Raw genomic sequence first — 25,897 nt, 5'->3', positions numbered from 1 at the left:
CCTGTACCGTGAGCGAGGCTCCGGGCAGGCCTGCGCAGGTCGGATGCAAAAAATTTTGGTGCCGAAGTTTGCAAGCCCAAAAAATGGCGCTATAATTTGAGTCTTGCTGATGCAGACTGACGGTAACGACAGTAGTTCAGTGAAATGCGGGAATAGCTCAGTTGGTAGAGCGCAACCTTGCCAAGGTTGAGGTCGAGAGTTCGAGACTCTTTTCCCGCTCCAGATTCAAAAAGGGAAGCTTAGGCTTCCCTTTTTTCTTGGCGTTGCAATGCGCACCCGTGAGGGACGGCTTTGTGACCGGATGCGACAGGGCATTGCACACCCGCACGGCCCACGCTACGCTGCAGCGCAGGTCCGTACCGCGTACGCACCCCGCTGGCAGCCGGCGCCCCGATGGTGAAATTGGTAGACACTGCGGACTTAAAATCCGCCGCTTTCCTGAAAAGGGGCGTGCCGGTTCGACCCCGGCTCGGGGCACCAACACACAAATTTCAATCGCTCTGATCTTCCCTGCAATGGGGAAATTCGGTTGAAATCAACGGACTTGCTTTGGTCGGTGATGGCCAGAAGGCCTCTCCCCGTCACATTGGCTTGCCGCACCACACAGGCCATATGTACACGAAGTCACCTGCGGGCTCCAGGGCCTCGAACAGCACGCGACCGTCTTCCCTGACCATGAAGCGCTCGAACCGCTGTACGCGCCGCAAGAGTTCTTTGTCGGGTGATTGGCAACGGTGTGCAGCAAGATACCAAAGAACCGCGGCGAATTTCTACCCACCTTGGTGCAGAGCGCCTGCGTCGAGCACATCGCCTGATGCGCTTGGCGCCATGAGAAAATAGCGCTATCGTGGGGCTGAAAGGATGCGCCAGCGTAGTCAACGCCCCCATTTTTCCCAAGAATCCAGGGCAAGCCAGTAGGCATGGGGCTTGCCGATCCCGGCTTCGGGCACCATTACTATTCGAAAATCATGTCAAGTTACAACGCACCCTTCGAAATCCACGTCCATGGCCAGGTCCAGCTGCGCGCCGATGCCAGCTTCGAACAGATCCAGGAGGCCCTGAAGCCCTTGTGGAAATACGCTGGCGCGCGTTCGCTGGCCGATGGCGCTGCCAGCGCCTACGAGGAAGAGCCCGGCATCAAGTTCGACGCCCAGGAGCATCTGCTCCAGATGTGCTGGACGGTGCGCGGCGACGAGGATTTCCGCCAGTCGCTCGACGAGATGTGCATGAGCCTCAACGAGCTCTCCGAACTGGGCGCGGCGATCGAGGTCACGTTCTACGACGCGGACTTCGACGAAGAGGACGACGACGGTGGCGAGGGTGCCGAGTCGCGCGACGACTTCCTGATGCTCTTCGTGGGCCCCACGCCCGCAGCCATCATGCAGGTGCAGCGCGACCTGCTGGTGCAGGACGTGGTGAACATGATGGAGCGCCACTTCGACGGCGCCGAGCTCGGTGGCGTGGTGGCCGAGATCGACAAGCTGTTCAGCCAGCGTTTCGACGCCCTGGTGAATTCGCTGGAGATCGGCAAGCCACCGCGCGGCCCGGGTGGCGGCGGTTCTGGCGGCAGCGGCCATGGTGGCGGTGGCCGCCGTCCGCGCCACCTGCACTGATCGATCCTGCATCTCCCCTGCATCCACGGGCCTTCCGAGGATGCAGGGAGCGTGACGCATGACGACGATTGCCCCCGCACTGCTGCCCTACCTGCAGTCCTACCCCGCACCCTTGCAGCAGCAGGCCCGCGAGCTGCTCGCCCAGGGCCGCCTGGGCGTGGCGTTGCAGAAGAAATACCCCGCTGCCCATGCCGTGCGCAGCGACAAGGCGCTGTACGACTATGCGCAGGAGCTGAAAAACCGCCACCTGCGCAATGCGGGCACCATCAACAAGGTGCTGTTCGACAACAAGATCCACGTGGTGCGGCATGCCCTGGGCCTGCACACCACGGTGTCACGCGTGCAAGGAAACCGGCTGGCGACCAAGCACGAGATCCGCATTGCCGCGATGTTCAAGCAGGGGCCCGACGAGTTCCTGCGCATGATCGTCGTGCACGAACTCGCGCACCTGCGCGAGAAAGACCACGGCAAGGCCTTCTACCAGCTGTGCCAGCACATGGAGCCGCAGTACCACCATTACGAGTTCGACCTGCGCCTGTACCTCACGCATGTGGAGCACACAGGCGAGCGGCTCTGGGGTGGCGGGCCGGCCTGACTGTTAGTTCATTCCCACTTGCAGCGCTCCTGGGCCGGCACGGGCTCGGGTGCCGGTTTGCCATCGTCGCGGTTGAAATCGAAGCCGGTGATCACGACCAGCCTGCGGTAGCGCTGCGAACCATCGGCCATGGGCCTGGCCGGGGGCGTGCCGAAGGGGGCCGAGGCCTGCACGACCTTGAGCATGTGCTCGTCCAGCGCGCGGTCTTGCGATGACTGCAGCACATCGGCCTGGATCACCGCGCCGTCGTTGGCCAGGGTAACGCCCACCACGCCCTGGCCGTAGAGCCGGTTCCCGTCCTTGCTCGGGAAATGGCGCGTGCCGCAGTCTTCGATGCGCCGCTTCATGCGCGCGTAGTAGGTCTTCATAGGCGCGCTCATGTTGGCGCCGGGCGAGATGTACAGGTCCCGGGGCGGGTTGGCGCGGCCTTCGATCTCGGCAATGCGGGCACGCAGCCGCTGCTTGCGCACGGTCTCCGGCATCTCCGCCAGCTGGCGCTTGAGGTCGCGCAGCATTTCGCGCTGGGCTTTTTCCAGCTCGGCAATCTGCGCGGCCTGCTCTGCGGGCGATGCAGAAGAAGACGGAGAGGGGGGCGTGGCAGGGGCCGGCTGCGCGGCCGCGCAAGCGGCGGCCAGGGCGCATACCAGGGCCATGAGGGGCCGGATTCGCATGGTGGTCATCGTCAATGGAAGGCTGGGAAATCCGGCTGCATGCCGGATCAGAGCGCGCTGTGTTCCGTGGTTTCCGAGGCGATCGCCACGGTCTCGCAGCGGCCGGCGGGCACGTCCAGCCAGCGCTGCGCGGCGGCCTGCAACTGGGGCAAGCCGCCGGTGGTGAGCAGTTGCAGCGGTGCTGGCGCCACGCCCGGCCCGGCCAGCAGGCCGGCCCCTTCGAGCAGCCGCCGCGTCTGGCGCGCCACGGGCTCGCCGGTCTCGATGAAGCGCACCGCGGGGCCCACCAGCGTGCGCAGGTCGCGCTCGGCAAAGATGTAGTGCGTGCAGCCCAGCACCAGGGTGTCCATCTCGCCTGCGCCAGTGCCAAAGGCACCCATGGCCTGGATGTAGCGTTCGCACAGCTCCCAGGTCTCGGTGCCCTGGGGGCTGGTGGGCACCGGTTGGTCCACGCTGCGCTCGATGGCATGGGCCAGGCCGTCGCAGGGCTGCACCACGAACTCGGTGGCGCCCTGCAGGCTGGCCAGCAGCTTGCCGAACTTGGCGCTGGTCAAGGTGCCGCGCGTGCCGATCACGCCCACGCGCCCGGTGCGGGTGGCGGCCAGGGCGGGCTTGATGGCCGGCTCCAGCCCCACCAGCGGCAGCGCCGGGTAGCGGCTGCGCACCTCGTGGATGGCCGCCGCCGTGGCCGTGTTGCAGGCCACCACCAGCGCCTTGATGCCATGCTGCTCCAGCAGGTGGCGGGTGATGGCATGCGTGCGCGCACCCACATAGGCATCGCCGCGCTCGCCGTAGGGGGCATGCGCGCTGTCGGCCAGGTAGACGAAGCGCTCGTGCGGCAGCTCGGCGCGCAGGGCCCGCAGCACGCTCAGGCCACCCACGCCGCTGTCAAACACACCAATGGGCTGGGAATTCGGGGAGGTCATGGGCGCAGGAGGGAGAGGTCGTGCAATGGATGCCCCGCACTGTAACGCCGCCGGGCCCTCCCTGCACGGAGGGCAGGGTGAAAACCTGGGTGCGGGGCTGGCGAAGGGCAGGGGGTGGCGCCAAAGAAAATCCCCCGGCCGCGCCTGGCGCGCTACCGGGGGATCGAGGGGGCAGCCCGGCCTTTCAGGCCGCGCTGTCAGCTGGTCAGGCGGCTGCTACTTCAATGCCGCGGAACTCACCGGTGGCAATGCGCTTTTGCCACTCGGCAGGCCCGGTGATGTGGGCACTGGTGCCCCCCGCATCCACCGCCACCGTCACCGGCATGTCCACCACGTCGAATTCGTAGATGGCTTCCATCCCCAGGTCCGCAAAGCCGAGCACCTTGGCGGTCTTGATGGCCTTGCTCACCAGGTAGGCGGCGCCGCCCACGGCCATCAGGTAGGCGCTCTGGTGCTTCTTGATCGCCTCGATGGCCACCGGGCCGCGTTCGGACTTGCCGATCATCGCGATCAGACCGGTCTCGGCCAGCATCATCTCGGTAAAACCGTCCATGCGCGTGGCGGTGGTCGGGCCGGCCGGGCCCACGGCCTCGTCGCGCACCGGGTCCACCGGGCCGACGTAGTAGATCACGCGGTTGGTGAAGTCCACGGGCAGCTTCTCGCCCTTGGCCAGCATGTCCTTGATGCGCTTGTGCGCGGCGTCGCGCCCGGTGAGCATCTTGCCGTTGAGCAGCAGGGTGTCGCCGGGCTTCCAGCTGGCCACTTCTTCCTTGGTCAGGGTGTCGAGGTTGACCTTCTTGCTCTTGTTGTAGTCGGGCGCCCAGTTCACGTTGGGCCACAGGTCCAGCGAAGGCGGCGTCATGTACACCGGGCCCGAGCCGTCCATCACGAAGTGGGCGTGGCGCGTGGCCGCGCAGTTGGGGATCATGGCCACGGGCTTGCTGGCCGCATGCGTGGGGTACATCTTGATCTTCACGTCCAGCACCGTGGTCAGGCCGCCCAGGCCCTGCGCGCCGATACCGAGGGCGTTGACCTTGTGGTACAGCTCCAGGCGCATTTCCTCGACCTTGTCGAGCTTCTCGCCGCGCGAGGACTTGGCCTGCAGCTCGTACATGTCCAGGTCGTCCATCAGGCTTTCCTTGGCCAGCAGCACCGCCTTCTCGGCCGTGCCGCCGATGCCGATCCCGAGCATGCCCGGCGGGCACCAGCCTGCGCCCATGGTGGGCACGGTCTTGAGCACCCAGTCGATGACGCTGTCGCCGGGGTTGAGCATGATCATCTTGCTCTTGTTCTCGCTGCCGCCGCCCTTGGCCGCCACGGTGATGTCCACCGTGTTGCCGGGCACGATCTGCGCGAAGATCACCGCGGGCGTGTTGTCCTTGGTGTTCTTGCGGTCGAACTGGGGGTCGGCCACCACGCTGGCGCGCAGGGTGTTGTCGGGGTGGTTGTAGCCGCGGCGCACGCCTTCGTTGATGGCGTCTTCCAGGCCGGCGGGGAAACCTTGCCAGCGCACGTCCATGCCCACCTTGAGGAACACGTTGACGATGCCGGTGTCCTGGCAGATGGGGCGCTGGCCGGTGGCGCTCATCTTGCTGTTGGTCAGGATCTGGGCGATGGCGTCCTTGGCCGCGGCGCTCTGCTCGCGCTCGTAGGCACGCGCCAGGTGGGCGATGTAGTCGGCGGGGTGGTAGTAGGAGATGTACTGCAGCGCAGCAGCAACGGACTCGACGAGATCGTCGTACTTGATCGTGGTGGTCATCGTGTTTCTGTCGTGGGCGGAGAGGAGCGCGTCTTTGCGCGCTGCTGGCTGTCCGGGGAAGACGCCAGACTGCGATTATCCCATCCACGTGCTTACACCGTGCTGGCGCTCCGGCAAGCCCCTTGAAGGTTGGCCTATCGGCAATACCGCTGGAACAGCGTGGCCAGCCTCCCAGCCGCCAGCGACAAGGGCGATGCCCGCAGCTTCAGGATGCCCAGCGTGAGCGCCGGGAGTTCCATGCGCAGGGGCACGCGCACGATCTGGCGGGCATAGGGCTCGATGGACAGGAAGCGCTCGGGCAGCATCAGCAGCAGGTCGCTGCGCGTCATCAGGCTCCAGGACACGCCGAAGGTGTTGGCCTCCAGCAGCCGCTCGGGCACGGGCAGGCCCTCGCGCACGAAGCGCTCGAAAAGCACCGTGTGGTGGCTGCCCGGTGCCCGGTGCACCAGCCACTCGGCGTCGACCAGTTCCTCCCAGGTGGTGGCCCGGGCCAGGGGATGGCCAGGGCGGCAGGCCACCATCATCTGGATGGGGGCGATGGGGTCGAGCTCCAGGTCGGAATCCAGCGACCCCTCGACGGCCGCGGCCACGGCAAAATCCACGAAGCCTTCGCGCAGCTGCGGCAGGGCCAGGGGCATCAGGCCCTCGAACAGCCGCACCTGGGCCTGCGGCATCTCGCGCTTGAACTCGCGCAGCACTTCGGGCAATGCCCCCATGAACACCACCGGGGTGACGGACACCGCCACCGAGGCCTGCTGGCCGCCCTGCAACTGGCGGATGTCCTGGCGTGCCATGGCCAGTTGCGCCTGTACCAGGCGCGCGCGGATGGTGAGTTGCCGCCCGCATTCGGTCAGATCGACACCGCGGGAGCTGCGGTGCACCAGCGGGGCGTCCACCTCGGCCTCCAGCTCGCGGATGGCCTTGGTCACGGCTGGCTGGCTGATCCCGAGCGCACGGGCCGCCGCCCGGATGCTGCCTGAATCCACGACCTGCAGCAGGGCTTTGAGCTGGTAGTCCTTCATGTCGGGTGACAACCTGTGGTTATTGCCAAAGTGTTCAAGGCATCTTACGCGAGAGCCTCTGCCCCCGTACGCTGTGTCCATTCCACCGCCATCCACCGCAACAAGGACCTGCCCGATGTACGACACCTCCCAGGAACTCTGGCGCCTGGGCGCCGCAGAAACGGCCGCTGCCATCCGGCGCCGGGACATCTCTTGCCGGGAGGTGACGTCCAGCGTGCTGGCGCGCATCCAGGCCGCCAACCCCCGAGTGAATGCCCTGACCGAGGTGCTCGGCGAGGCCGCGCTGGCCGCTGCGGACGCGGCCGACCGGCAGGTCGCCGCAGGCGGGCCGCTGGGCGTGCTGCACGGCGTGCCGGTCACCACCAAGGTCAACGTGGACCAGGCGGGCCTGGCGACGACCAATGGATCGGTGCTTCAGCGCGGACTCATTGCGCAGGAAGACGCGCCGGTCGTGGCCAACCTGCGCCGTGCCGGCGCCATCCTGGTGGGTCGCACGAACACCGCCACGTATTCGGTGCGCTGGTTCACGGACAACGCGGTGCATGGCCGCACCCTCAACCCCTGGGACGCAGGCACCACGCCCGGGGGCTCCAGCGGCGGGGCTGCCGTCGCGGTGGCCTGCGGCATGGGCGCCATCGCCCATGGCAACGACATGGGCGGATCGATCCGCTACCCCGCCTACTGCTGCGGTGTGGCCGGGCTGCGCCCCACGGTGGGTCGCATCCCCGCCTACAACCCGAGCGCGGCGGCGGAGCGCGGCATCACCGCACAGCTGATGTCCGCCCAGGGGCCGCTGGCGCGCTCGGTGGCCGACCTGCGGCTGGCGATGCAGGCCATGGCGCTGTTCGACGCGCGCGACCCGAACTGCGTGCCGTGGCCGCAGGCACCGGAATCCGCACCCCGGGGCGGCTTGAGGGTGGCGCTGTGCCGGTCGTACCCGGGCATCGCGGCCCACCCCGCCGTGGTGCAGGCGCTCGACGAGGCTGCGCGCTGGCTGGCCGATGCGGGCTATACCGTGGAAGAAGTCCAGCCCCCGGCGCTGCGGGAGGCGGCCGAGCTGTGGCGTGTGCTCGGCGTCGAGGACGGCCGCCGCGGCATCAGCGCCGCCATTCGCGACCATGGGGACGATGCCATGCGGTTGAGCCAGGGGTTCATGGAGCAGGGCATTGCCGAGGGCGGGCGCGATGCCTTCCAGGACGCTCTGGCCCAGCGTGCCGGACTGGCGCGGCAGTGGTCGGTGTTTCTGGACCGGTTTGCGCTGCTGCTCGTGCCCGTGTCCTGGCAACCCCCTGCGTCGCAGGACGAGGACACGCAGTCCTGGCCACGCTTTCGGGCGCTGCTCGATGCGCAAAGCCCCTTGCTGGCCACGGCCTGCCTGGGCCTGCCGGGCATTTCCGTACCCACCGGCTTGCACGCATCGGTGCCCATCGGCGTGCAGCTGGTGGCCGCCCGCTTCCGCGACGACCTGCTGCTCGATGCGGCGCAGGTGATCGAAGAAGGCGCCGGTTTCGTTGCGCTGCTGAACCGTTGAATCCCCCCTGCGTTCGTCCATCCACAATCCTTGCGAGGTGCCCCATGTCCCCTGACGATATTTCCCCTTCTCCCACGCTTGCGCTGCACCGGCGCAAGCTGGCCCTGTTGGGTGGCATGCTGGCGGCGGCTGGCCTGCCGATGGGCGCCAGCGCGCAGTCCAAGGACTACGCAACCATGCTGATGCCGTTTCCGCCCGGTGGGGCGGGCGACTTCCTGGCGCGGGTTCTGGCCGACAAGCTCAAGGCTGAGCTGGGCCGCAATGTGGTCGTGGACAACCGTCCCGGCGGCGCCACCCGCATCGCGGGCGAGGCGCTGCGCAATGCACCGGCCGATGGCGGCACCGTACTGCTCTCGCCCGTGGACCCCATGTTCATCGGCCCGGCGATCTACTCCGGCATGCGCTATGACCCGATGAAGGACTTTCGGCCCATCACCGATGTGGCGGCGCTGCAGTTCGGCATTGCCGTGGCGGCCCATTCGCCGCACAAGACGCTGGCACAGTACCTGCAAGCCGCCCGCGCCCAGACTGCGCAGGCGGACATCGGCATCTCGCTGATCGGGTCGCTGCTGCACTTCCTGGCCATGGACTTCATGGCCCAGTCCGCTTCCAAGGGGCAGATCGTGCCCTACAAGGGTGGCACGCCCATGCTCAACGACCTGCTGGCCGGGCAGATCCCTGCCGGCATGGATGCGACCACTACCTTCATGGAGTTCCACCGCGCCGGCAAGATCCGCGTGCTGGCCGTGTCGGGCAGCCGCCGCGCGGCCAGCTTGCCCGATGTGCCCACGTTCGCGGAGTCGGGCTTTCCCGACCTGGTCGCGACCTCGGGCTACGTGGTCTATGCGCGTGCGGACACCCTGCCCGCCGCCGTGGGCCAATGGAACCAGGCGCTGCGCAGGGTCCTGGCCCAGGACGAGGTGCGCGCCAAGCTGCTGCATGCGGGCTACGACCCGGTGCCGGGCTCCGAGCCGGCAGACGTGTCGGCAGCCACCGAGCGCGCTGCGGCGCGCTGGCTGCCGGTCATCAAGAAGTCCGGGTTCAAGGGCGACTGAGGGAGGGGCCTGCACTGCGCTGTGCTGGCACCGGCCGATTCCCGGTGACACTACCGGGCATGACCTTTCCCACGTCCGAACTCGCGTTTCTGGGGGCTGTGCTCGCGGACGCGGCCCGCACGCAGATCATGCCCCGCTTCGCGCGCCTGTCCGGCGTGGACCGCCGGCAAAAGACCTCGGCTTTCGATATCGTGACCGAGGCCGACGAGGCGGCAGAGGCCGCCATCCTGTCGGCCCTGCGTGCGCGGCATGGTGATGCCGCGGCGTATGTCGGGGAGGAAGCTGCCGGGCGCGACCCGGCGCTGCTCGCATCCATTGCCATGGCCGACCTGGCCTTCATCGTCGACCCGCTGGATGGCACGAAGAATTTCGCCTCGGGCCTGCCGCTGTTCGGGGTGATGGCAGCGGTGACCGTGGCGGGTGAGGTGGTCGCTGCCGCCATCCACGACCCGGTGCGCGCGGATACGGCCTTTGCGATGAAGGGCGGTGGCGCGTGGATGGAGTCGGCGGGCGGCGAGCGCACGGTGCTGCAAGTGGCGCAGCCCGTTCCCGTGGGGGAGATGGAGTGCGTGGTCGGCACCAACTTCCTGCCGGAGCCGCTGCGCACCCAGGTAAATTCGCGGCTGTCGCGCCTGGGCATGAGCACCTGGTTTCGCTGTGCCGCGCACGAGTACCGGCTGGTGGCGGCCGGCCATGTGCATGCGGTGTTCTACAACCGGCTCATGCCCTGGGACCACGCGGCCGGGTGGCTGCTGCACCGGGAGGCGGGCGGGTACTCGGGCCACTTCGATGGCAGCGCCTACCGGCCGTCGCACACGACCGGCGGGCTGGTCTGCGCGCCCGACCAGCGCAGTTTCAATGCGGTGCGCGAGGCCTTGCTGGCCTAGGCGGGCTCGTCCTCGGCCCCGGGCTCTTCGCTTTCTTCTTCGGGGGACAGGTCCGCATCCACGTCCACCGCAGGTTCGGCGGCCAGTTCGCCATCGGCATCGTCAGGCGAGAAGGCCTCCATGTGGTCGGGCAGGATGTCGCGGGCCTCGCGGTGCAGGCCGGGCTCCACGCTGGCGCGCTCGCCGGTGCCGTGGCGGTCGGTGTCCATCTCCGGGTCGGCGCTGTAGACGCCTGCGCTGTCGCTGCCCGAATCGGATGCATCGCTGGGCCCCATGCTGTCGTTGCCGGTGGCGCTGTGGGTGGGCGGAAGGTTGTCGGCATCGATGCCGAGCAGGCTGCTGGTGGCCATGGAAATCTCCGATCTGGCTGGGTAGGTGCGCACCGGTCAACGTGAATCGGCACGTCAATGGCGGTGCGGCCACTGTGGTGCCATGGTGCACGCGCCGGGCGGCGTGCGCTGTAAGAACATGCCGATGATTGCTACCGTTGGTCACGCGGGCCGGTGGCCTGGTCGGCAACGCTGGCGGGTCCGGCGAAGGCGCCAACGTCTGTCTGCGGATGCGAGTGGCCTGGCCCCTGCCGCCGTGCAGGGGCGGCCCCGGTACAGGGGCCGCGAAGGGGCTTACAAGCTTCCGATGACGGAGGGTGTGAAGTCCACGGCACCCTCCGGTTTTTCGCCCTGCGACCAGGCGAACAGCGAATCCGCCGGCATCGGGCGGGCAAAGAAGAAGCCTTGCAGCTCGTCACAGTCCATGCCCAGCAGGATGTCGCGCTGGCCCATGGTTTCCACGCCTTCGGCCACCACGCGCAGGCCCAGTGCGTGCGCCAGGCTGACCACGGCGCTCACCACGGCGCGGGCGTCTTCGCTGTTTTCCAGGTCGTTCACGAAGCTGCGGTCGATCTTGAGCTGCTGCGCGGGCAACTGGCGCAGGTAGTTGAGGCTGGAGTAGCCGGTGCCGAAGTCGTCGATGGACAGGAACACGCCGATGCGCGCCAGCCCGTCGAAGGTGCGCTGCGTGGCCTTGATGTCTTCCATGGCCACCGACTCGGTGATCTCACACAGCAGCTGCGAGGCATCCAGGCCGTGGAACTGGAGCGCCTGGCCGATGCGCTCGGCCAGGCCGCTTTCGCGCAGCTGGTGCACCGACAGGTTGATGGCCACGCGCATGCGCATGCCGCTGCGTGCCCATTCGGCCGTCTGGCGGCAGGCCTCGTTGATGACCCAGCTTCCCAGGCGCCCGATCAGGCCGAAGCGCTCGGCCAGCGCGATGAAGACCAGCGGGCTCACCATGCCGTGCTTGGGGTGGTTCCAGCGCAGCAGGGCTTCCACGCCGCTGATCTGGCCGCGCGTGCCGTCGATCTTGGGCTGGTAGTGCAGCGCCAACTCGCCCCGGTCCAGGGCCTGGCGCAGGTCGTTGAGCAGCTCCAACTGTTCGGAGGCATCCGAGCCCATGTGGGGCTCGAACATGGCGTAGCAGCCACCGCCCGCGCGCTTGGCTGCGTACATGGCGGCATCGGCGTTGGCCACCAGCTTGGTGCGCTCGCCATGGTCGGGGTGCACCACAATACCGATGGAGCAGGCGATCTGCACCTTCTTGCCGGACACCTCGAAGGGTTGCGCCAGCGCTTCGAGCACGCGGTTGGCCATGCTGACGCAGGCGGCCACGTCGGTCACGTCTTCCAGCAGGATCAGGAATTCATCGCCACCCACGCGGGCCACGGTGTCGCACTCGCGTGCTTCCTTGCGCAGCCGGTCGGCGGCGCTGCGCAGGATCACGTCGCCCGCCGCATGGCCGAAGGAGTCGTTGATGGGCTTGAAGCCGTCAAGGTCCACGAACAGCACGGCCAGCCGGTCTTCCACGCGCAGGTGGTTGGTGCGGTCCAGGCGCAGCAGGGCGTGGATGAGGCGGTCTTCGAACAGCAGGCGGTTGGGCAGGCCGGTGAGGGCGTCGGCAAAGGCGCGCTTTTGCAGCTCGTCGTTGGCCGCTTGCAGGCGGGTGTTGCTCTCGCGCAGCGACTGGGTGAGCTGCTGCGCCGTGTTCTGCAGCCGCGCGTCCAGGATGGAGGTGAACAGGGTGCTCACCAGCAGCATGCCGGTGGCGATGAGCACCATGGCCGTCAGGCCCGGACCGCCCAGTTCGCCGGCGCTCAGGCACACGGCGCCCACCGCAAACCGGGCCGCCGCCATGCCGGTGTAGTGCATGCCGCAGATGGCGACGGCCATCACGAAGGAGGCGGCCAACTGGTAGGGCAGGCGCTGGCTGGGCCGCACGCGGCGCAGCAGCTTGAAGATGAGCAGCGCCGAGGCCGAGGCCAGCACCGCGATCAGCACCGACAGCACCACCACCCGGTAGTCCCAGACGATGCCGGGGTTCATGTCCATGGCCGCCATGCCGATGTAGTGCATGCCGCTGATGCCGGCCCCCATCACCAGCGCGCCCAGCGCCAGTTGCATGCGGCCGAAATGTTCGCGGCTGGCCAGCTCCAGCGCCACGCCCGATGCGGCCACGGCCGCCAGCCAGGACAGCAGGGTGGCCCCGCCGGAAAACCCGATCTCGATGGGCAGCTTGAAGGCCTGCATGCCCAGGAAGTGCATGGACCAGATGCCTGTGCCCATGACGATGGAGCCCGCCGCCCACCAGGCCAGGCCCACGCGGCGCTGCGCCGTGCGCACGCGCCGGGCCAGGTCCAGCGTGACGTACGAGGCCAGCATGGCAATGGCAAAGGACGCGGCCACCACGAACAGGTTGTAGCTGAAGGGCATGAACGTGTTCATGGAGTGGAGCAGGAGAAAAAGGCGGTTGTGGATAGGCAGGTTGCGCCAGCCCAGGCGCGCCGTCAAGAGGGCGTGCCTGTGCTGGAGGCGGAGCCTGTTCACGGTCTCTCCCAGGGCGCGCGCAGGCCGCGGCCACACCCGGTTGCAGGCCCCAAAGGGCCAACCAGGACATGCATGCCCAGCGCAAGAAGGGGAGGGGCGGCGGGGCTGGCTCCAGGTGCCGGTCGGGTGGCATCCGCAGCGCCGCTGCCTGGGGTCCATGGGGCTTGGCGCGCCCAGGACGGCACGGCCCGGAAAAAGACCGTGAACGGGTTCTTTCTGGGGCAAAGTGTACCAATTTGTTGCGAGATTTGTTGGGGTGCGGGCTCTAGGTATGTAACCGGGCGCCCCCGGTGTGCCCCATCGGGCCCTGCCCATCCGGACTCCGGGGCGTCACAATCCGTGGGTGCCTGTGTACCTGGGGGAGCGGCATTTCCCCGGCTCCCGTCCATGCCTTTGGGTTGGTAAATGAGAATTGTTTGGTTTTGCCTTATGCTCCCGGGCGCGCCGGGTTCTCCCCGGCCAGCCCTTTTCCCGGCCCGTGGCTGGCGCACCGGGCCGCGCTGTTTCCTGTGGCAGTTGTTTACCCTGGAGTACCGTTTTCCATGACCTCCCGTACCGAACGCGACACCTTTGGCCCCATCGAGGTGCCGGCCGACAAGCTGTGGGGCGCGCAGACGCAGCGCTCGCTGCAGAACTTCGACATCTCGGGCGAGCAGCAGCCGCGCGAGATCATCAAGGCCCTGGCGCAGGTCAAGCGCGCCTCGGCCGTGGTCAACCAGGCCCTGGGCCTGCAGGACGCGAAGAAGACCGAGGCCATCGTGGCCGCGGCCGACGAAGTCATCGCCGGCAAGCACCCGGGCGAGTTCCCGCTGGTGGTGTGGCAGACGGGCTCGGGCACGCAGACCAACATGAACGTCAACGAGGTGCTGGCCAACCGCGCCAGCGAGATTCTGGGCGGCGAGCGCGGCGAAGGCCGCCTGGTGCATCCCAACGACGACGTGAACCGCAGCCAGTCGAGCAACGATGTGTTCCCCACTGCCATGCACGTGGCTGCCGTGGAGGCGCTCACGCACAAGCTCTTGCCCGCCATTGCCAGCCTGCGCGCCACGCTGGACAAGAAGGCGAAAGATTTCGACGGCATCGTCAAGATCGGCCGCACCCACCTGCAGGACGCCACCCCGCTCACGCTGGGCCAGGAGTTCTCGGGCTACGTGGCCCAGCTCGACCATGGCGAGCGCCATGTGCGCGCCGCGCTGCCCCACCTGTACGAGCTGGCCCTGGGCGGCACCGCCGTGGGCACGGGCCTGAACGCCCCCAAGGGCTATGCCGAGCAGTCGGCCGCCGAGCTGGCGCGCCTGACGGGCCTGCCCTTCGTCACCGCGCCGAACAAGTTCGAGGCCCTGGCCTCGGTGGACGGCCTGGTGCACGCCCACGGTGCCTTGAAGACCCTGGCCGCCAGCATGATGAAGATCGCCAACGACGTGCGCTGGCTGGCCAGCGGCCCGCGCAGCGGCATCGGCGAACTGAGCATCCCCGAGAACGAGCCCGGCTCGTCCATCATGCCCGGCAAGGTCAATCCCACGCAGAGCGAGGCGGTGACCATGCTGGCCGCGCAGGTGTTCGGCAACGACGTGGCCATCAACTTCGGCGGTGCCTCGGGCAACTTCGAGCTCAACGTGTTCCGCCCCATGGTGGCCCACAACTTCCTGCAGAGCGTGCGCCTGCTGGCCGATGGCATGGTCAGCTTCAACGACCAGTGCGCCGTGGGCATCGAGCCCAACCGCGAGCGCATCACCGAGCTGGTGGACCGCTCGCTGATGCTGGTGACCGCGCTCAACACCCACATCGGCTACGACAAGGCCGCCTACATCGCCAAGAAGGCACACAAGGAAGGCAGCAGCCTGCGCGAGGCCGCCGTGGCCTCGGGCCATGTCACGGGCGAGCAGTTCGACCAGTGGGTGGTGCCGGGCAACATGGTGGGCCGCTGAGCGGGCCCCTCGCAGCCTCTCACTGATCCATGCAGTGGCCGGGCGCACCTGGTGCGCCCGGTGGCGTGCTCACGCCGTGGCGTTACGCGCGGCCGGCCAGCGGGCACGGCATGACCGTGGCGCTGAACATACTCCTGGTGGCCGCAGCGGGTCTTGGCGATAGCCAGACAAATACAACTCGTTTACATTCTCATTTGCTGCATTGCAAAACCTCTGTCATTCGACAGTGGTAGCGGCAACTACCTGCCAACCCGATAGGGGCTTGGCGTGTCCGGCGGTGCGCCGGCTCTAGGTCTGGTCGTTTCGTGCCCAGGCTGCCCAGGACGCGTGGTCCTGGCTTATGGCGCACATGGCAAGCTGGCATGCAGGCCCCTTGGTCACCTGTGTCTGCCAACAAATTTCCATGAGCCGTGCCATGAAAACCTACCGACTCCTTCCCACCGCCTATGCGGCGCTGGCCGCCTGCGGCCTGCTGGCCCCCCTCTCGGCCGCGCATGCGCAGGCCACCGGCAGCGCCTCTGAGCGCCAGCTCGATACCGTCAACGTCATCGGCTCGGTCGATGAGCTGCAGAGCCTGGACTTCTACGCCCCCAACTCCAGCGTGGTGCTGCGCCGTGCCGACATCGAAGCCCAGGGTGCGCGCAAGCTCGACCAGGCCTTGCAGTACCAGGCCGGCATCGTGAGCGAGCCCTTCGGCGGCGACAACAAGGTGGACTGGTTCAAGATCCGCGGCTTCGAGGCATCGACCTCCATCGACGGCACGCCCACCACCCCCAACGGCTTCTTTGTCTGGAAGTCCGAGGTGTTCGGCCTTGAAGCCGTGGAAGTGGTCAAGGGCGCCAATTCACTGGTGTTCGGCGCTGCCGGCACCGGCGGCGTGGTCAACCTGGTGACCAAGCGGCCCAGGAAGGAGCAGGCCCTGTCCATGAACGCCGAGACGGGCAACCGCGGCAAGCTGGGCGTGGGCGTGGACTACAACGGCGTTGCCAACAGCGATGGCTCGGTGTACTACCGCATCGTGGCCCAGGCACGCAAGGAAGACGGCCAGCAGCGCCGCACCGAGATGGAGAGCTTCTACCTGGCGCCCAGCGCCACGGTCGAGTTCAGCAAGGCCACCACGCTGACTTTGCTGGGCAGCGTGCAGCGCGACAGCGGCACCCCCACCAACGGTTTCATGCCGGGCTGGGGTTCGCTGATCAACACGCCCTATGGCCGCATCGACCGCCGCACCAACCTGGGCGAGCCCGACTTCGACCACCTCAAGCGCACCCAGGCCAGCCTGGGCTGGCTGCTGAGCCACAAGTTCTCGGACCAGTGGTCCTTCTCGCAGAACTACAAGTACTCGCACCTGGACCTGGACCAGCAGAACGTGTTCGCGTGGTCCTCGGACAACAACCGCATGGCCAAGCGCGGCTACAGCTTCACCCAGGGCGACACGCGCAACCACTACCTGGACAACCGCGTCACGGGCAACCTGAAGCTGAGCGACAGCATCAAGTTCAGCCCCACGGTGGGCGTGGACTACCTGAAGTCCTCCACCTCGGGCCGGAACAACGGCTTCGGCTTCGTGCCGGACATGGACATGTTCGCCCCGGCCTACGGCGCGCCCATCACCCTGGACAGCACCCCCTATGCCGACCGCCTGCGCCAGTGGGGTGCCTACGCATCGGGCCAGCTGCAGGTGGGTAGCAACTGGACCTTCAACGCCGGCCTGCGCCGCGACAGCGCGAAGAACAGCGTGCCCGGCGGCTACGACGTGGACCACAATAGCTTCAACGCGGGCGCCATGTACATGAGCTCCTTCGGCGTGGCCCCCTACGTCAGCTACTCCGAGTCGTTCAGGCCCGCCCTCGGTGTCGACAGCAACAGGAACCCCTACAAGCCTTTCGAAGGCCGGCAGGCCGAAGTGGGCGTGAAGCTGGAGCCATCGTGGCTCAACGGCGGCACCATGACGTTCGCCTACTTCGACCTGGAAGAGAAGAACGCCCTGGCGGCCGATGCCTCCAACGTGCAGCGCCAGATCGGCAAGCGCACCAACCACGGCCTGGAGTGGCAAGGCGACTTCAAGATCGGTAGCGCCACGGCCATCAAGGCCTCGTACACCCACAACAACTCGCGCCAGGACCAGAGCGTCACGCAGTCCCTGCGCACGCCGCTGATCCCCAAGAACCAGGCCAGCCTGTGGGTGAGCCACCGCTTCAACAACGTGGCCGGTGCCGACGGCGCCCTCACGGTGGCGGCCGGTGCGCGCTACAACGGCTCCACCGTCGACGAGGCCAACTACGCGGGCCGCACGGTTGCCTCCTACACCCTGCTGGACCTGATGGTGCGCTACGACATCAGCCGCCAGTGGGCCCTGCAGCTGAACGCGCGCAACCTCACGGACAAGACCTACCTGAGCGGCTGCGACTTCTACTGCTACTACGGCGGTGGCCGCACGGTCGACCTGCAACTGCAGTACCAGTGGAAGTGATGTGAAGTGAACACCCCCTGAGTCGCTTCGCGCCTTCACCCCTCTCTCATATTGCTTCGCAATCTGGGAGGGGGACGCCCCAGCGCGGCGGGGCGGCCCTTGCGCGGGGGCACTGGCTTGGGCCGCGCCAGTTTCATGCGTCGCGGGCGGCGCGCAGCGCAATGAATAACTGATACGGACTCTCCGTCAACCGTCGAAGGCGAAGCCGTATGAGCCGGCCGAGGGACGGCTCTGGCCTCCGTGTGCGGGTCAGCCGCGCATCACCTTGACCACCGCGGCGGCCTCCTCGTCGGCGTAGCCGGCCTCCTCGGCCTGGCGGAACAGGGTCTCCGCCAGCTCCGGCACGGCGGCGTGGATGCCTGCATCGCGCGCATGCTGCGCGATGCGGCGTGTGGCGTCGATGGAGATGCGCAGCGGGCTTTGCGTGATGGCGAAGTCGCCGCTCTGTATCACCTTGCCCTCGTGTTGGAGGAATTCGCCGAACGAGGGCGCGATCTTGTTGATGATGGTGCCGTAGTGCGCGACGTCCAGGCCCTCGGTCTCCGCGATGCGGGCCCCGTGGAAGAAGCCCACCGTGGCGCCATAGACATAGGACAGCGTGGCGAAGTCCATGGCCGAGGCGAGGGACGCGCGCTCGCCCAGGTAGGCAATGCCGCCGCCGAAGACCTGGAGCACGGCCAGCGCGCTGTCGAAGGCCTGCTGTGCGCCCGACACCAGCACCGGCGTCGTGGGCGCACCCATCTGTTCGGGCGCGGCCTGGATGGCGCCGTCCAGGTACAGGGCGCCCTGACTGCGCACCCAGGCGTCCATCTCCAGCGCCTCCCGGGGGCTGCCGGTGGTCAGGTGGACCACGGTGCGGCCCTGGAGCGCCGCGCCCACGTCCGGCGACAGCAGGATGGCGTTGGCCACCTCGTAGTCCTTCACGCAGACCACCACCACCTCGCTCGCGGCAACGGCCCGGGCCACGTCCTGGTGCAGGGTGGCTCCCTGGCCGACCACCTCGGCGGCAGCGGCCGGCGAGCGGTTCCAGACGCTCACCGCATGGCCTGCCTGCAGCAGCAGGGCGGCCAGTTTCTTGCCCATCATGCCCATTCCGATCACGGTCGTTGTCTTCTTCATAGCAAAAGCCTTTCGGGGAGTAACGCCAAACCGCGGACACAAAGTGCGCTCGCGGCGACAGGCCAATAATCGAAAAAATCGCTTTGCCGGTCGCGCACGAACGGCTGTTTGGAGAGCACGGATGGACGAATCAGCTTTGGCGGTGGCACCCGGCCGCGCGGGCCTGCAGGTGGACCTGGTGGAAACGCCGGGCGGTGTGGTCGAGCTCAGGCCGCTGGCGGACCTGCGCATCCGCGTGCATTCGGGCGAGCCGGTGCAGGGCATCTGCGGCGCGCAGCGCTTTGTCTACACGCGCGGTGACGTGGACATCGTTGCCGCCGGGCAGGCCGACATCTGGCACGAAGACGGGCCGGGCCGCTCCGTGGTGCTGCGCTTTTCTCCTGCGCTGCTCGAGCGCACGGCGCAGGAGGCCGGCCTGCCCGCCGGCCGCGCCGCCCTGGCGCCGCGCCACCAGTTCCAGGATTCGCACCTGGCGCACATCGCCTGGGCGCTGGAGGCCGAGCGCCAGGCCGGCTCCCCCAACGGCCGGCTGTATTCCGAGAGCCTGGGCACAGCCCTGGCCGTGCACCTGCTGGGCCGCTACACCCTGGCCAAAAAGGCACTGCCCAGCCTGTCCGCGGCGCAGCTGCGCCGGGTGGTGGACTACATCGAGAACCGGCTGGACGAAGACCTCTCGCTGCCGGTGCTGGCGGAGTTGGCGCACAGCAGCGTGTCGCACTTCAAGACCTTGTTCAAGCGCTCGCTGGGCGTGCCGGTGCACGAGTACGTGGTGCAGCGCCGGGTGGAGCGCGCCAGCGCGCTGCTGCGCCAGGGCCGGCTGCCGGCCAGCGAGGTGGCCCTGGCGGCGGGTTTTTCGCACCAGAGCCACATGGCACGCAGCATGCGGCGCGTGCTCGGGGTCTCTCCGAGCGCGCTGCGCGCGGCCTAACGGGGAATCTGCAGCCTGAGCAACGCGCCGTCGTGCGCCGTGGGCTCCCAGCCCGGCCGCACCAGGCTCGTGACCCACAGGTCGCCCGCCGCGCCGAAGGCGCACATGGTGGGCGCGCGGCAGGGCAGGGCGATGCGACGGTGCCGCGTGCCATCGGGCGCCAGGATGTTGAGGGCGCCTGCCGACACACCGGCCGACCAGTAGCGCCCGGTGCCATCGATCTGCGCGCCATCGGGGCGGCCTTCGGCCTCGCCCAGGTCCGCGAAGGGGCGGGGCGCGCCCATCGTGCCCTCGGCCTCGTTCCACGCCGCCTGCCAGACCTGGCCGCGAAAGCTGTCCGAAAAGTACAGCGTGCGCGCGTCGGGGCTCCAGGCGATTCCGTTGGCCACCACCAGGCCGGCATGCAACTGGCGCACGGCGCCGCTGTCGCTCACGCAGTACAGGCCGCCGCTGGCCTGCTTGTCCGCACGGTCGTCCATGGAGCCCACGACGAACCAGCGCCCACCGGGTGAGCGCTTGCCATCGTTGAGCCGGTTGCCTGGCGGCTCGTGCGGCGCCAGCGAGCACACCGTGCGGAATGCGCCCGTGTGCAGGTCCAGGTCCACGATGCGCTGCTGCAAGGCCAGGCGCACGGTGCCGTCGCCCCACAGCGCCAGCGCGCCCACCACCTCCGGCAGCTGCCAGCGCGTGAGCCGCTGGCGCGCAGGTTCGAGCCGCAGCACCTGCTGGCCGCGCACGTCGATCCAGTACAGCGCCTGCTCGCCAGCGTGCCAGGCCGGGGACTCGCCCACGCGGTTGCCCACGGGCCAGACCTCGATGGGGCCGGTGCCCGGGTGCTCCTGCACGTGGGGGGCGATTGGCTCAGAGGAATGGGGGGCGTGCATTGTCGAAACCTGCCGCAGCAAAGCTGCCGCCCTGGAAATGTTCGGCGACGGGGTCGCCCGACTGCACGCCTTCGAGCGCTGCGGTGTGCGGGTCGGCCGAATGGACGGGCCGGTAGCCCAGCGCACGGGCCCGCTCGTCGGCCCACCATGAACGCCTGTTGGCCGATGCGCCGTAGACGATCTCGTGCGTATAGTCGGCCGTGAGGCCCACCTGCACCAGCTGGGCCAGGTCTTCCGGGTGGATCCAGTGGCTCAGCGCGCGGGCATCCGCAGGCGCGGGGCTGCAGTGGCCGATGCGCAGGCCGAAGCCGCGCACGCCGTGCTTGATGGCGTACATGGCGGCCAGCGCTTCCATGAAGACCTTGCTCACGCCATAGCGGCTGTCGGGCAGCGGCGGGGCCGTGCCGTCGATTGTCTGGCTGCGCGGGTACAGGCCCACCGCGTGGTTGGAGCTGGCGTAGACGATGCGCTGCACGCCGGCCGCGTGGGCCGCCTCCCAGAGGTTGGCGACGCCCACGACATTGGCCGCCAGCAGCGTGTCCCAGCCGGCCTCGCGCGGGTAGCCCGCGAAGTGCACGACGGCCTCGCAGCCCTGCAGGGCCTGGGTCAGCGCTTCGCGGTCGGCCAGGTCCAGCTGGTGCGCGGTCTCGCGCGGGTCCTCGGCTTGCACCGCGGCCACGTCCAGCAGGCGCAGCTCGCTGCACAGGGGCAGAAGGTAGGGCCGGATGGCACGGCCGATGCGGCCGGCCGCCCCGGTCAGGGCGATGGTGCGGGGCAGTGCATCAGTCATGGGCGAGCGGCCACCGGTCGGCGTGTGCGGCCTTCCATGCTTCGTAGGCCTGGCGGCGCTCGGGGTCGATGAGCGGGTAGGTGCCGATCAGGCTGTCACCCGCGCCGATGCGCTCCTCCACCCAGGTCTCGTAGATGGTCTGCACATAGGCCTCGTGTGCCACGGCGTCTGCAATGTGGCGGGGGATGCAGACCACGCCCTCGGCATCGCCCACCAGCACGTCGCCCGGGTACACGGAGACACCGCCGCAGGCAATCGGCAGGCCGATGTCGATGGCGTGGTGGCGGATCAGGTTGGTGGGGGCCGAGGGGCGCTGGTGGAAGGCCGGGAAGGGCATGGCCGCGATTTCCGGCGAGTCGCGGAAACCGCCGTCGGTCACCACGCCGGCCACGCCGCGGCGCATCAGCCGGGTGACGAGGATGTTGCCCGAGGACGCAGCCGTCGCATCGCCGCGGCTGTCCATCACCAGCACATGGCCGGCGGGGCAGGTTTCCACGGCCACGCGCTGCGGGTGCGCCGGGTCGTCGAAGGCGTCGAGGCCGTCGAGGTCCTCGCGCGCCGGGATGTAGCGCAGCGTGAAGGCCAGGCCCACCATGCGGGCTGTGGCCGGGTTCACGGGCCGCACTTCCTGCAGGAAGACGTTGCGAAAGCCGCGCTTGAACAGCACCGTGGTCAGGGTGGCGGTGGATACGAGCCCCAGGCGGGGCAGGGTGTGGGAGTGCAGTGCTTGCGTCATGGGTTCTTCAGGTCTCGTCCGATGCGTGCCCGGGGGCGACGCGCTTGCAGGTAAACAGATTCGTGGTCGGTGCCGGCATTCCAGCCGCCGGTGGCCAGGCCGACATTGCACTGGCTCGGGTGCGCGGCGATGAAGTCCTCGCGCAGCCGCACATCCAGGCCCGGCCCGGTGCCCGCCGAAAGGAAGCCGGGCTCCACGCGCAGGCCGCTGTCCATGACCTGTGCGCGCCCTTCCCAGTCCGGGTCCATGCGCTCGAGCACCAGCGCATTGGGGATGGCGCTGAGCAGGTGCACCATGGCCACTTCCGCGACCGGCCCGAGCGATCCCGAGTGGGGCGCCACCATCACCGACAGGGCCTCGGCCATGCCGGCGAGCTTCTTGATCTGCGTGATGCCGCCGAAGCGCCCGCCATCGGGCTGCACCACGTCGAGCAGGCCCTCGGCCAGGAAGGGCTGCATGTCCTGCAGCGTGGCCAGGCGCTCGCCCCCGGCCAGCGGCAGCGCCACCTTGTCGCGCACCAGGCGCCAGCCGCGCATGTCGTCGGGCGCGACGGGTTCTTCCAGGAACAGCAGTTTCAAAGGCTCCAGCTCCCGGCCGATGGCCACGGCGTCGGCCGGCGCCAGCCATGGCGGCCCGTGCAGGTCGCACATCAGGTCGATGTCGGGGCCGATGGCGGCGCGCACGGCATGGGCGCGCTCCACCACGTTGGCGATGCCGCCGACCTTGATGCCCTGCGCGCCTGCTGCCACGGCCGCGCGTGCCGCTTCGGGCGTGGCGGCATGCACGTAGAACGGCACCTGGCTGCGCGTGGCGCCGCCCAGCAGTTCGTACAGCGGCACGCCCAGCGCCTGGGCCTTGAGGTCCCACAGCGCCATGTCGATGGCGTTGATGGCGCCCATGCCCACCACGCCGGTCTGGCCGTGGCCCATGCAGGCCACGCGCATGCGTTGCCACAGGCGCTCGGTGCCGCGCGCGTCCTCGCCCACCAGCAGGGGGGCCAGGTCCTGCACGGCCGCTGCCACGGCCCGGGGCCAGCCCGAGCCTTCGCCCGTGCCCACCAGCCCGTTGTCGGCCCGCACGGTCACGAACAGCCAGTTGCGCGAGGTCGCCAGGGCCGACTTGCCCGTGCCCGTCCACCCCGTCTGCGGCGGAGCGCCCGCCTGCATCAGGTGGCAGCGAATTTCTTGGATCTTCATGGGGTTCCTTTGCTCTCTCTCACTCGGGCTTGATGCCCGCGTCCTTGACCACCGATTGCCAGCGGGCCAGCTCGCGCAGGTAGAAGGCCTGGAAGTCCTCGGGCTTGCCGCTGGTCACGACCTCGGAGCCGAGCTGCGCCACGCGGGCACGGAAGGCCTCGCTGGTCGCGGCGGCGACCACCGCTTCGTGCAGGCGCTTGACCACGGGTGCAGGCGTGCCGCCCTTGACGGCGATGCCCTGCCAGCTGCGGATATGGGTGCCGCGTGGCAGCTTCAATTCCTCGGCGCTGGGCACGTTGGGCAGGGATGGGATGCGGCTGCTCTGCATCACCGCGACCGGGGTGACCCGGCCCGAATCGATGGTGGCCTTGAGCGAGCCGGACATGAGGTCGAACATCAGGTCCACCTGGCCCGCCATCAGGTCCTGGTTGGCCGGGGCGCCGCCCTTGTAGGGGATGTGCAGCATGTCGACCTTCATCTCGCGCTTGAAGAGTTCCATGGCCAGGTGCGAGGAGGTCGCCACCCCGCCCGAGGCGGCCTTGGCTCCGCCCGGGGTGCGCTTGGCCAGGGCCACGGCGTCGGCGGGCGTCTTGATGCCGCTCTCGCTGGAGGCCACCATCAGCACCGGCACGCTGGTGATCTGCGAGACCATCTGCAGGTCTTTCGCCGGGTCGTACTTCACGCCGCCGATCCAGGGGTTGGTGGCGAAGTGGATGGCCGCGAAGACCAGCGAGTAGCCGTCCGCCGGGTTGTTGAGCAGCGTCTGCGTGGCGATGTTGCCCGAGGCTCCGCCCTTGTTGTCAACGATGACGCGCTGGCCCAGGTTCTTGCCCATTTCTTCGGCCAGGGCCCGCGCCACCGTGTCGGCGCCGCCGCCCGGCGCAAAGCCGATGTACAGCGTGATGGGCTTGTCAGGGAATTTCTGCGCATGGGCGGGGCCGGCACCTGCCAGCGCGCTCAGTGCGGCAAGAGCGGTCAGGGCCAGTCGGCGGGAATATCGGTGTTGCATGGTGTTGTCTCCTTCAGGTTTTTTTGGGCGCAGGCAATCCCGCTCCCCGCCTGGCAGGGAGTGCAGGTATTGCCGTCAGGGAAAAACGGGTGGGCTACGGGCTGGGCAGCATGGCGAGCAGATCCTGGCGGGACATCTCCGCGTGCTCCAGCGCGATGGCCGCCGCACGCTGGCCATCGTTGGCGCGCAGGGCCGCGATCATCTGGCCGTGCTGCACCGTGACCATCTCCAGGCGCTCGCTGCCGTAGCCCTTGCTGCGCCGCACGGCATCGACCAGCGCTGAGCGGCCTTCCAGCATCTCCACCGCCATGCGGTTGCCCGAGATGCCGTCCATGTAGCGGTGGAAGTCGCGGTTGGCGATCACGCAGGCAGGGATGTCCGAGCGTGCGGCCGCGCCCTGGCGCGCTTCTTCCAGTTCCACCAGCCGGTCGATGTCGGCCGGCCTGGCCGCCCCGGCCGCGTCGGCGGCCAGCATGGACTGGATCGCCCCGCGGATCTTGTAGAGCTGGTTGATGTACAGCGCATCCACCGTGGGGATCACGGCGCCACGGTTCATGCGCATGGCCACCACGCCTTCGCCCTGCAGCTGCAGCAGCGCCTCGCGCACCGGGTTCTGGCTCACCTGGTAGTGCTTGGCCAGTTCCGTCAGCGTGATGTGGGCCCCCAGGGCCCAGACGCCTTCGACGATGTCATTGCGCAACTGATCGCGCAAACGAATGTAGGTGGGGGTGTTGAGTGCGTCCATGTTGCCAGTATATACTCCATTTCAGATTTTATAAAATCCAAAATCTACAATCCAGAACATCGGGCATGCAGCCCCGTTCACAACCCCGAGGAGACTTGAGACATGAAGAAGAACACCACCGTTGTCCGCCACGGCCTGCTGGCCTGCGCCGCCCTGGCCTGCCTGCCCGCCCTGGCCCAGTCGTCCGTGACCATCTATGGCCGCGTCGACCTGGGCGTGTTCCACCAGAACGGCGGCACCACCCCCACCAATGGCGGCATCAGCCCTTCCGGCCCGGCCGCCAACATGTGGCAGGTGCGCCAGGGCTCGGCCGGACGCATCGGCTTTCGCGGTGTGGAGGACCTGGGTGGCGGCCTGGAAGCCGGCTTCCAGATGGAGCACCGCTTCGACGCCGACACGGGCCTGGCGCACAACCCCTACTTTGAGGCGCGTTCCTATGTGTACGTGGGCGCGCCCAAGGCCTGGGGCACGGTGTATGCGGGTCGTGAGTACATCCCCGCCTTCTGGGTGGCGCTCAAGGCCGACCCCTGGGGTTTCGACACGGTGGCCACGCCGGGGCCGCGGCATCTGCTGGCCAACTATGGCGTGCCCGTGAGCGGCATCCGCAGCGACAACACCATCGGCCTGCGCAGCGCCACCTGGGGCGGCTTCTCGACCAACGTGGCCTGGAGCGCGGGCGAGGGCACACGCTCGAACACGGCAGGCGCCAATGTCGAATACACCTCGGGCCCGCTCTACGTGGGCGCGGCCTACGACAGCACCACGGCCCAGCAGAAGATGTGGATGGCCGCCGCGTCGTATGACTTCGGCATCGTGCGCCCGGCCCTGCTGTATGCACGCTCCAGGGTGAACAACGTGGACAGCAGCAACGTCTCGCTGACGGCACGGGTGCCGGTGTCCACCCACCTGGTGAAGCTGGCCGTCTCGCGCCTGGACCCGCAAGGCCCCGGCAATGCGAACCTCAAGCTGTCGGTGGGCTACGAGCACTTCCTGAGCAAGCGCACCTCCATCCTGGCCAACGTCGGCAGCGCCAAGCAGGACAGGCTCACGCGCACCACGCTGTTCGACATGAGCGTCAAGCACAACTTCTGACCCCGGGCGCCGCTGCGCGCTTGCCAAGGCCTTGCGCGCGCACCTTTGGGGGTGCGCGT

At 68.3% G+C, this 25,897-nt stretch carries 22 protein-coding genes and 2 tRNA genes; 11 read left to right on the top strand and 13 right to left on the bottom strand.

The genetic code is table 11. The annotated features are described in order from the left end of the window. The first annotated feature begins 146 nt into the window (after positions 1 to 146). From AC07PF_RS15440 to AC07PF_RS15425, 4 genes are all read left to right on the top strand, one after another. Positions 147 to 222: transfer RNA gene (locus AC07PF_RS15440), tRNA-Gly, on the top strand. A gap of 165 nt (positions 223 to 387) precedes the next feature. Next, a tRNA-Leu gene (locus AC07PF_RS15435) sits at positions 388 to 480 on the top strand. A 488-nt stretch (positions 481 to 968) separates the two neighbouring features. Beyond that, positions 969 to 1,613 (top strand): DUF6806 family protein, encoded by a 645-nt coding sequence (locus AC07PF_RS15430; RefSeq protein WP_035204089.1) that lies wholly within the window; start codon positions 969 to 971, stop codon positions 1,611 to 1,613. Between the two features lie 58 nt (positions 1,614 to 1,671). After that, positions 1,672 to 2,208: a M48 metallopeptidase family protein gene (locus AC07PF_RS15425; RefSeq protein WP_494612469.1), complete on the top strand. Its 537-nt coding sequence runs from the start codon at positions 1,672 to 1,674 to the stop codon at positions 2,206 to 2,208. A gap of 8 nt (positions 2,209 to 2,216) precedes the next feature. On the opposite strand, the gene AC07PF_RS15420 is transcribed toward AC07PF_RS15425, so the two are convergent. From AC07PF_RS15420 to AC07PF_RS15405, 4 genes are all read right to left on the bottom strand, one after another. Then, complete coding sequence (locus tag AC07PF_RS15420; RefSeq protein ID WP_494612468.1) at positions 2,217 to 2,879, bottom strand: TonB family protein; 663 nt, start codon at positions 2,877 to 2,879, stop codon at positions 2,217 to 2,219. A 47-nt stretch (positions 2,880 to 2,926) separates the two neighbouring features. Then, a complete protein-coding gene (gene murI / locus AC07PF_RS15415) occupies positions 2,927 to 3,805 on the bottom strand; it encodes a glutamate racemase (RefSeq protein WP_007856116.1) in 879 nt (292 codons plus the stop codon). Positions 3,806 to 4,010: 205 nt separating this feature from the next. Beyond that, positions 4,011 to 5,564 (bottom strand): fumarate hydratase, encoded by a 1,554-nt coding sequence (locus tag AC07PF_RS15410; protein ID WP_494612467.1) that lies wholly within the window; start codon positions 5,562 to 5,564, stop codon positions 4,011 to 4,013. Positions 5,565 to 5,698: 134 nt separating this feature from the next. Continuing rightward, a complete protein-coding gene (locus AC07PF_RS15405) occupies positions 5,699 to 6,598 on the bottom strand; it encodes a LysR substrate-binding domain-containing protein (RefSeq protein WP_494612466.1) in 900 nt (299 codons plus the stop codon). Positions 6,599 to 6,701: 103 nt separating this feature from the next. Here AC07PF_RS15405 and AC07PF_RS15400 point away from each other — a divergent pair, with 103 nt between their 5' ends. From AC07PF_RS15400 to AC07PF_RS15390, 3 genes are read left to right on the top strand one after another with little or no spacing between them, the layout of a single operon-like run. Further along, positions 6,702 to 8,117, top strand: a complete 1,416-nt coding sequence (locus AC07PF_RS15400) for an amidase family protein (protein WP_007855253.1) — start codon at positions 6,702 to 6,704, stop codon at positions 8,115 to 8,117. 44 nt (positions 8,118 to 8,161) lie between these two features. Beyond that, positions 8,162 to 9,172, top strand: a complete 1,011-nt coding sequence (locus AC07PF_RS15395; RefSeq protein ID WP_494612465.1) for a tripartite tricarboxylate transporter substrate-binding protein — start codon at positions 8,162 to 8,164, stop codon at positions 9,170 to 9,172. A 59-nt stretch (positions 9,173 to 9,231) separates the two neighbouring features. Beyond that, positions 9,232 to 10,059: an inositol monophosphatase family protein gene (locus tag AC07PF_RS15390; RefSeq protein WP_494612464.1), complete on the top strand. Its 828-nt coding sequence runs from the start codon at positions 9,232 to 9,234 to the stop codon at positions 10,057 to 10,059. Here AC07PF_RS15390 and AC07PF_RS15385 read toward each other — a convergent pair. Further along, positions 10,056 to 10,409, bottom strand: coding sequence for a hypothetical protein (locus AC07PF_RS15385; RefSeq protein ID WP_494612463.1), 354 nt, complete (start codon positions 10,407 to 10,409; stop codon positions 10,056 to 10,058). The genes AC07PF_RS15390 and AC07PF_RS15385 overlap by 4 nt on opposite strands. 273 nt (positions 10,410 to 10,682) lie before the next feature. Continuing rightward, positions 10,683 to 12,836 (bottom strand): putative bifunctional diguanylate cyclase/phosphodiesterase, encoded by a 2,154-nt coding sequence (locus AC07PF_RS15380; RefSeq protein ID WP_494612462.1) that lies wholly within the window; start codon positions 12,834 to 12,836, stop codon positions 10,683 to 10,685. A 644-nt stretch (positions 12,837 to 13,480) separates the two neighbouring features. Here AC07PF_RS15380 and fumC point away from each other — a divergent pair. Both fumC and AC07PF_RS15370 read left to right on the top strand, forming a co-directional pair. Next, positions 13,481 to 14,866 (top strand): class II fumarate hydratase, encoded by a 1,386-nt coding sequence (gene fumC, locus AC07PF_RS15375; RefSeq protein ID WP_494612461.1) that lies wholly within the window; start codon positions 13,481 to 13,483, stop codon positions 14,864 to 14,866. Between the two features lie 415 nt (positions 14,867 to 15,281). Continuing rightward, positions 15,282 to 17,339 carry a TonB-dependent siderophore receptor gene (locus AC07PF_RS15370; protein ID WP_494612460.1) on the top strand — a complete coding sequence of 686 codons (2,058 nt, stop codon included), beginning with the start codon at positions 15,282 to 15,284 and terminating at the stop codon, positions 17,337 to 17,339. Positions 17,340 to 17,588: 249 nt separating this feature from the next. Here the strand turns inward: AC07PF_RS15370 and AC07PF_RS15365 are convergent, their stop codons facing one another. Further along, positions 17,589 to 18,458, bottom strand: coding sequence for an NAD(P)-dependent oxidoreductase (locus AC07PF_RS15365; RefSeq protein WP_494612459.1), 870 nt, complete (start codon positions 18,456 to 18,458; stop codon positions 17,589 to 17,591). A gap of 121 nt (positions 18,459 to 18,579) precedes the next feature. Here AC07PF_RS15365 and AC07PF_RS15360 point away from each other — a divergent pair, with 121 nt between their 5' ends. After that, positions 18,580 to 19,386 carry a helix-turn-helix domain-containing protein gene (locus tag AC07PF_RS15360; protein WP_494612458.1) on the top strand — a complete coding sequence of 269 codons (807 nt, stop codon included), beginning with the start codon at positions 18,580 to 18,582 and terminating at the stop codon, positions 19,384 to 19,386. Here AC07PF_RS15360 and AC07PF_RS15355 read toward each other — a convergent pair. From AC07PF_RS15355 to AC07PF_RS15330, 6 genes are all read right to left on the bottom strand, one after another. Then, positions 19,383 to 20,231: an SMP-30/gluconolactonase/LRE family protein gene (locus AC07PF_RS15355; protein ID WP_494612457.1), complete on the bottom strand. Its 849-nt coding sequence runs from the start codon at positions 20,229 to 20,231 to the stop codon at positions 19,383 to 19,385. The genes AC07PF_RS15360 and AC07PF_RS15355 overlap by 4 nt on opposite strands. Positions 20,232 to 20,247: 16 nt before the next feature. After that, on the bottom strand, positions 20,248 to 21,060 hold the full coding sequence (locus AC07PF_RS15350; RefSeq protein WP_494612456.1) for an NAD-dependent epimerase/dehydratase family protein: 813 nt from the start codon (positions 21,058 to 21,060) through the stop codon (positions 20,248 to 20,250). After that, positions 21,053 to 21,784, bottom strand: coding sequence for a ribonuclease activity regulator RraA (locus AC07PF_RS15345; RefSeq protein WP_494612525.1), 732 nt, complete (start codon positions 21,782 to 21,784; stop codon positions 21,053 to 21,055). Before AC07PF_RS15345 ends, AC07PF_RS15350 begins: the two co-directional genes overlap by 8 nt. Positions 21,785 to 21,792: 8 nt before the next feature. Then, complete coding sequence (locus AC07PF_RS15340; RefSeq protein WP_494612455.1) at positions 21,793 to 22,992, bottom strand: mandelate racemase/muconate lactonizing enzyme family protein; 1,200 nt, start codon at positions 22,990 to 22,992, stop codon at positions 21,793 to 21,795. 19 nt (positions 22,993 to 23,011) lie between these two features. After that, positions 23,012 to 24,001 carry a Bug family tripartite tricarboxylate transporter substrate binding protein gene (locus tag AC07PF_RS15335; protein WP_494609071.1) on the bottom strand — a complete coding sequence of 330 codons (990 nt, stop codon included), beginning with the start codon at positions 23,999 to 24,001 and terminating at the stop codon, positions 23,012 to 23,014. Positions 24,002 to 24,095: 94 nt separating this feature from the next. Continuing rightward, positions 24,096 to 24,746, bottom strand: coding sequence for a GntR family transcriptional regulator (locus AC07PF_RS15330; RefSeq protein ID WP_494609070.1), 651 nt, complete (start codon positions 24,744 to 24,746; stop codon positions 24,096 to 24,098). A gap of 102 nt (positions 24,747 to 24,848) precedes the next feature. On the opposite strand from AC07PF_RS15330, the gene AC07PF_RS15325 reads away from it, so the two are divergent. Next, the gene (locus tag AC07PF_RS15325; protein WP_494609069.1) at positions 24,849 to 25,838 is read left to right on the top strand and encodes a porin; all 990 of its coding nucleotides are present in this window, start codon (positions 24,849 to 24,851) and stop codon (positions 25,836 to 25,838) included. Positions 25,839 to 25,897: the final 59 nt, after the last annotated feature.

The sequence above is a fragment of the Acidovorax sp. GW821-FHT10A04 genome (genome assembly GCF_059415825.1).
Note: the sequence above shows the minus strand (reverse complement) of the source record. Positions and strands in the feature narration are given on the sequence as shown.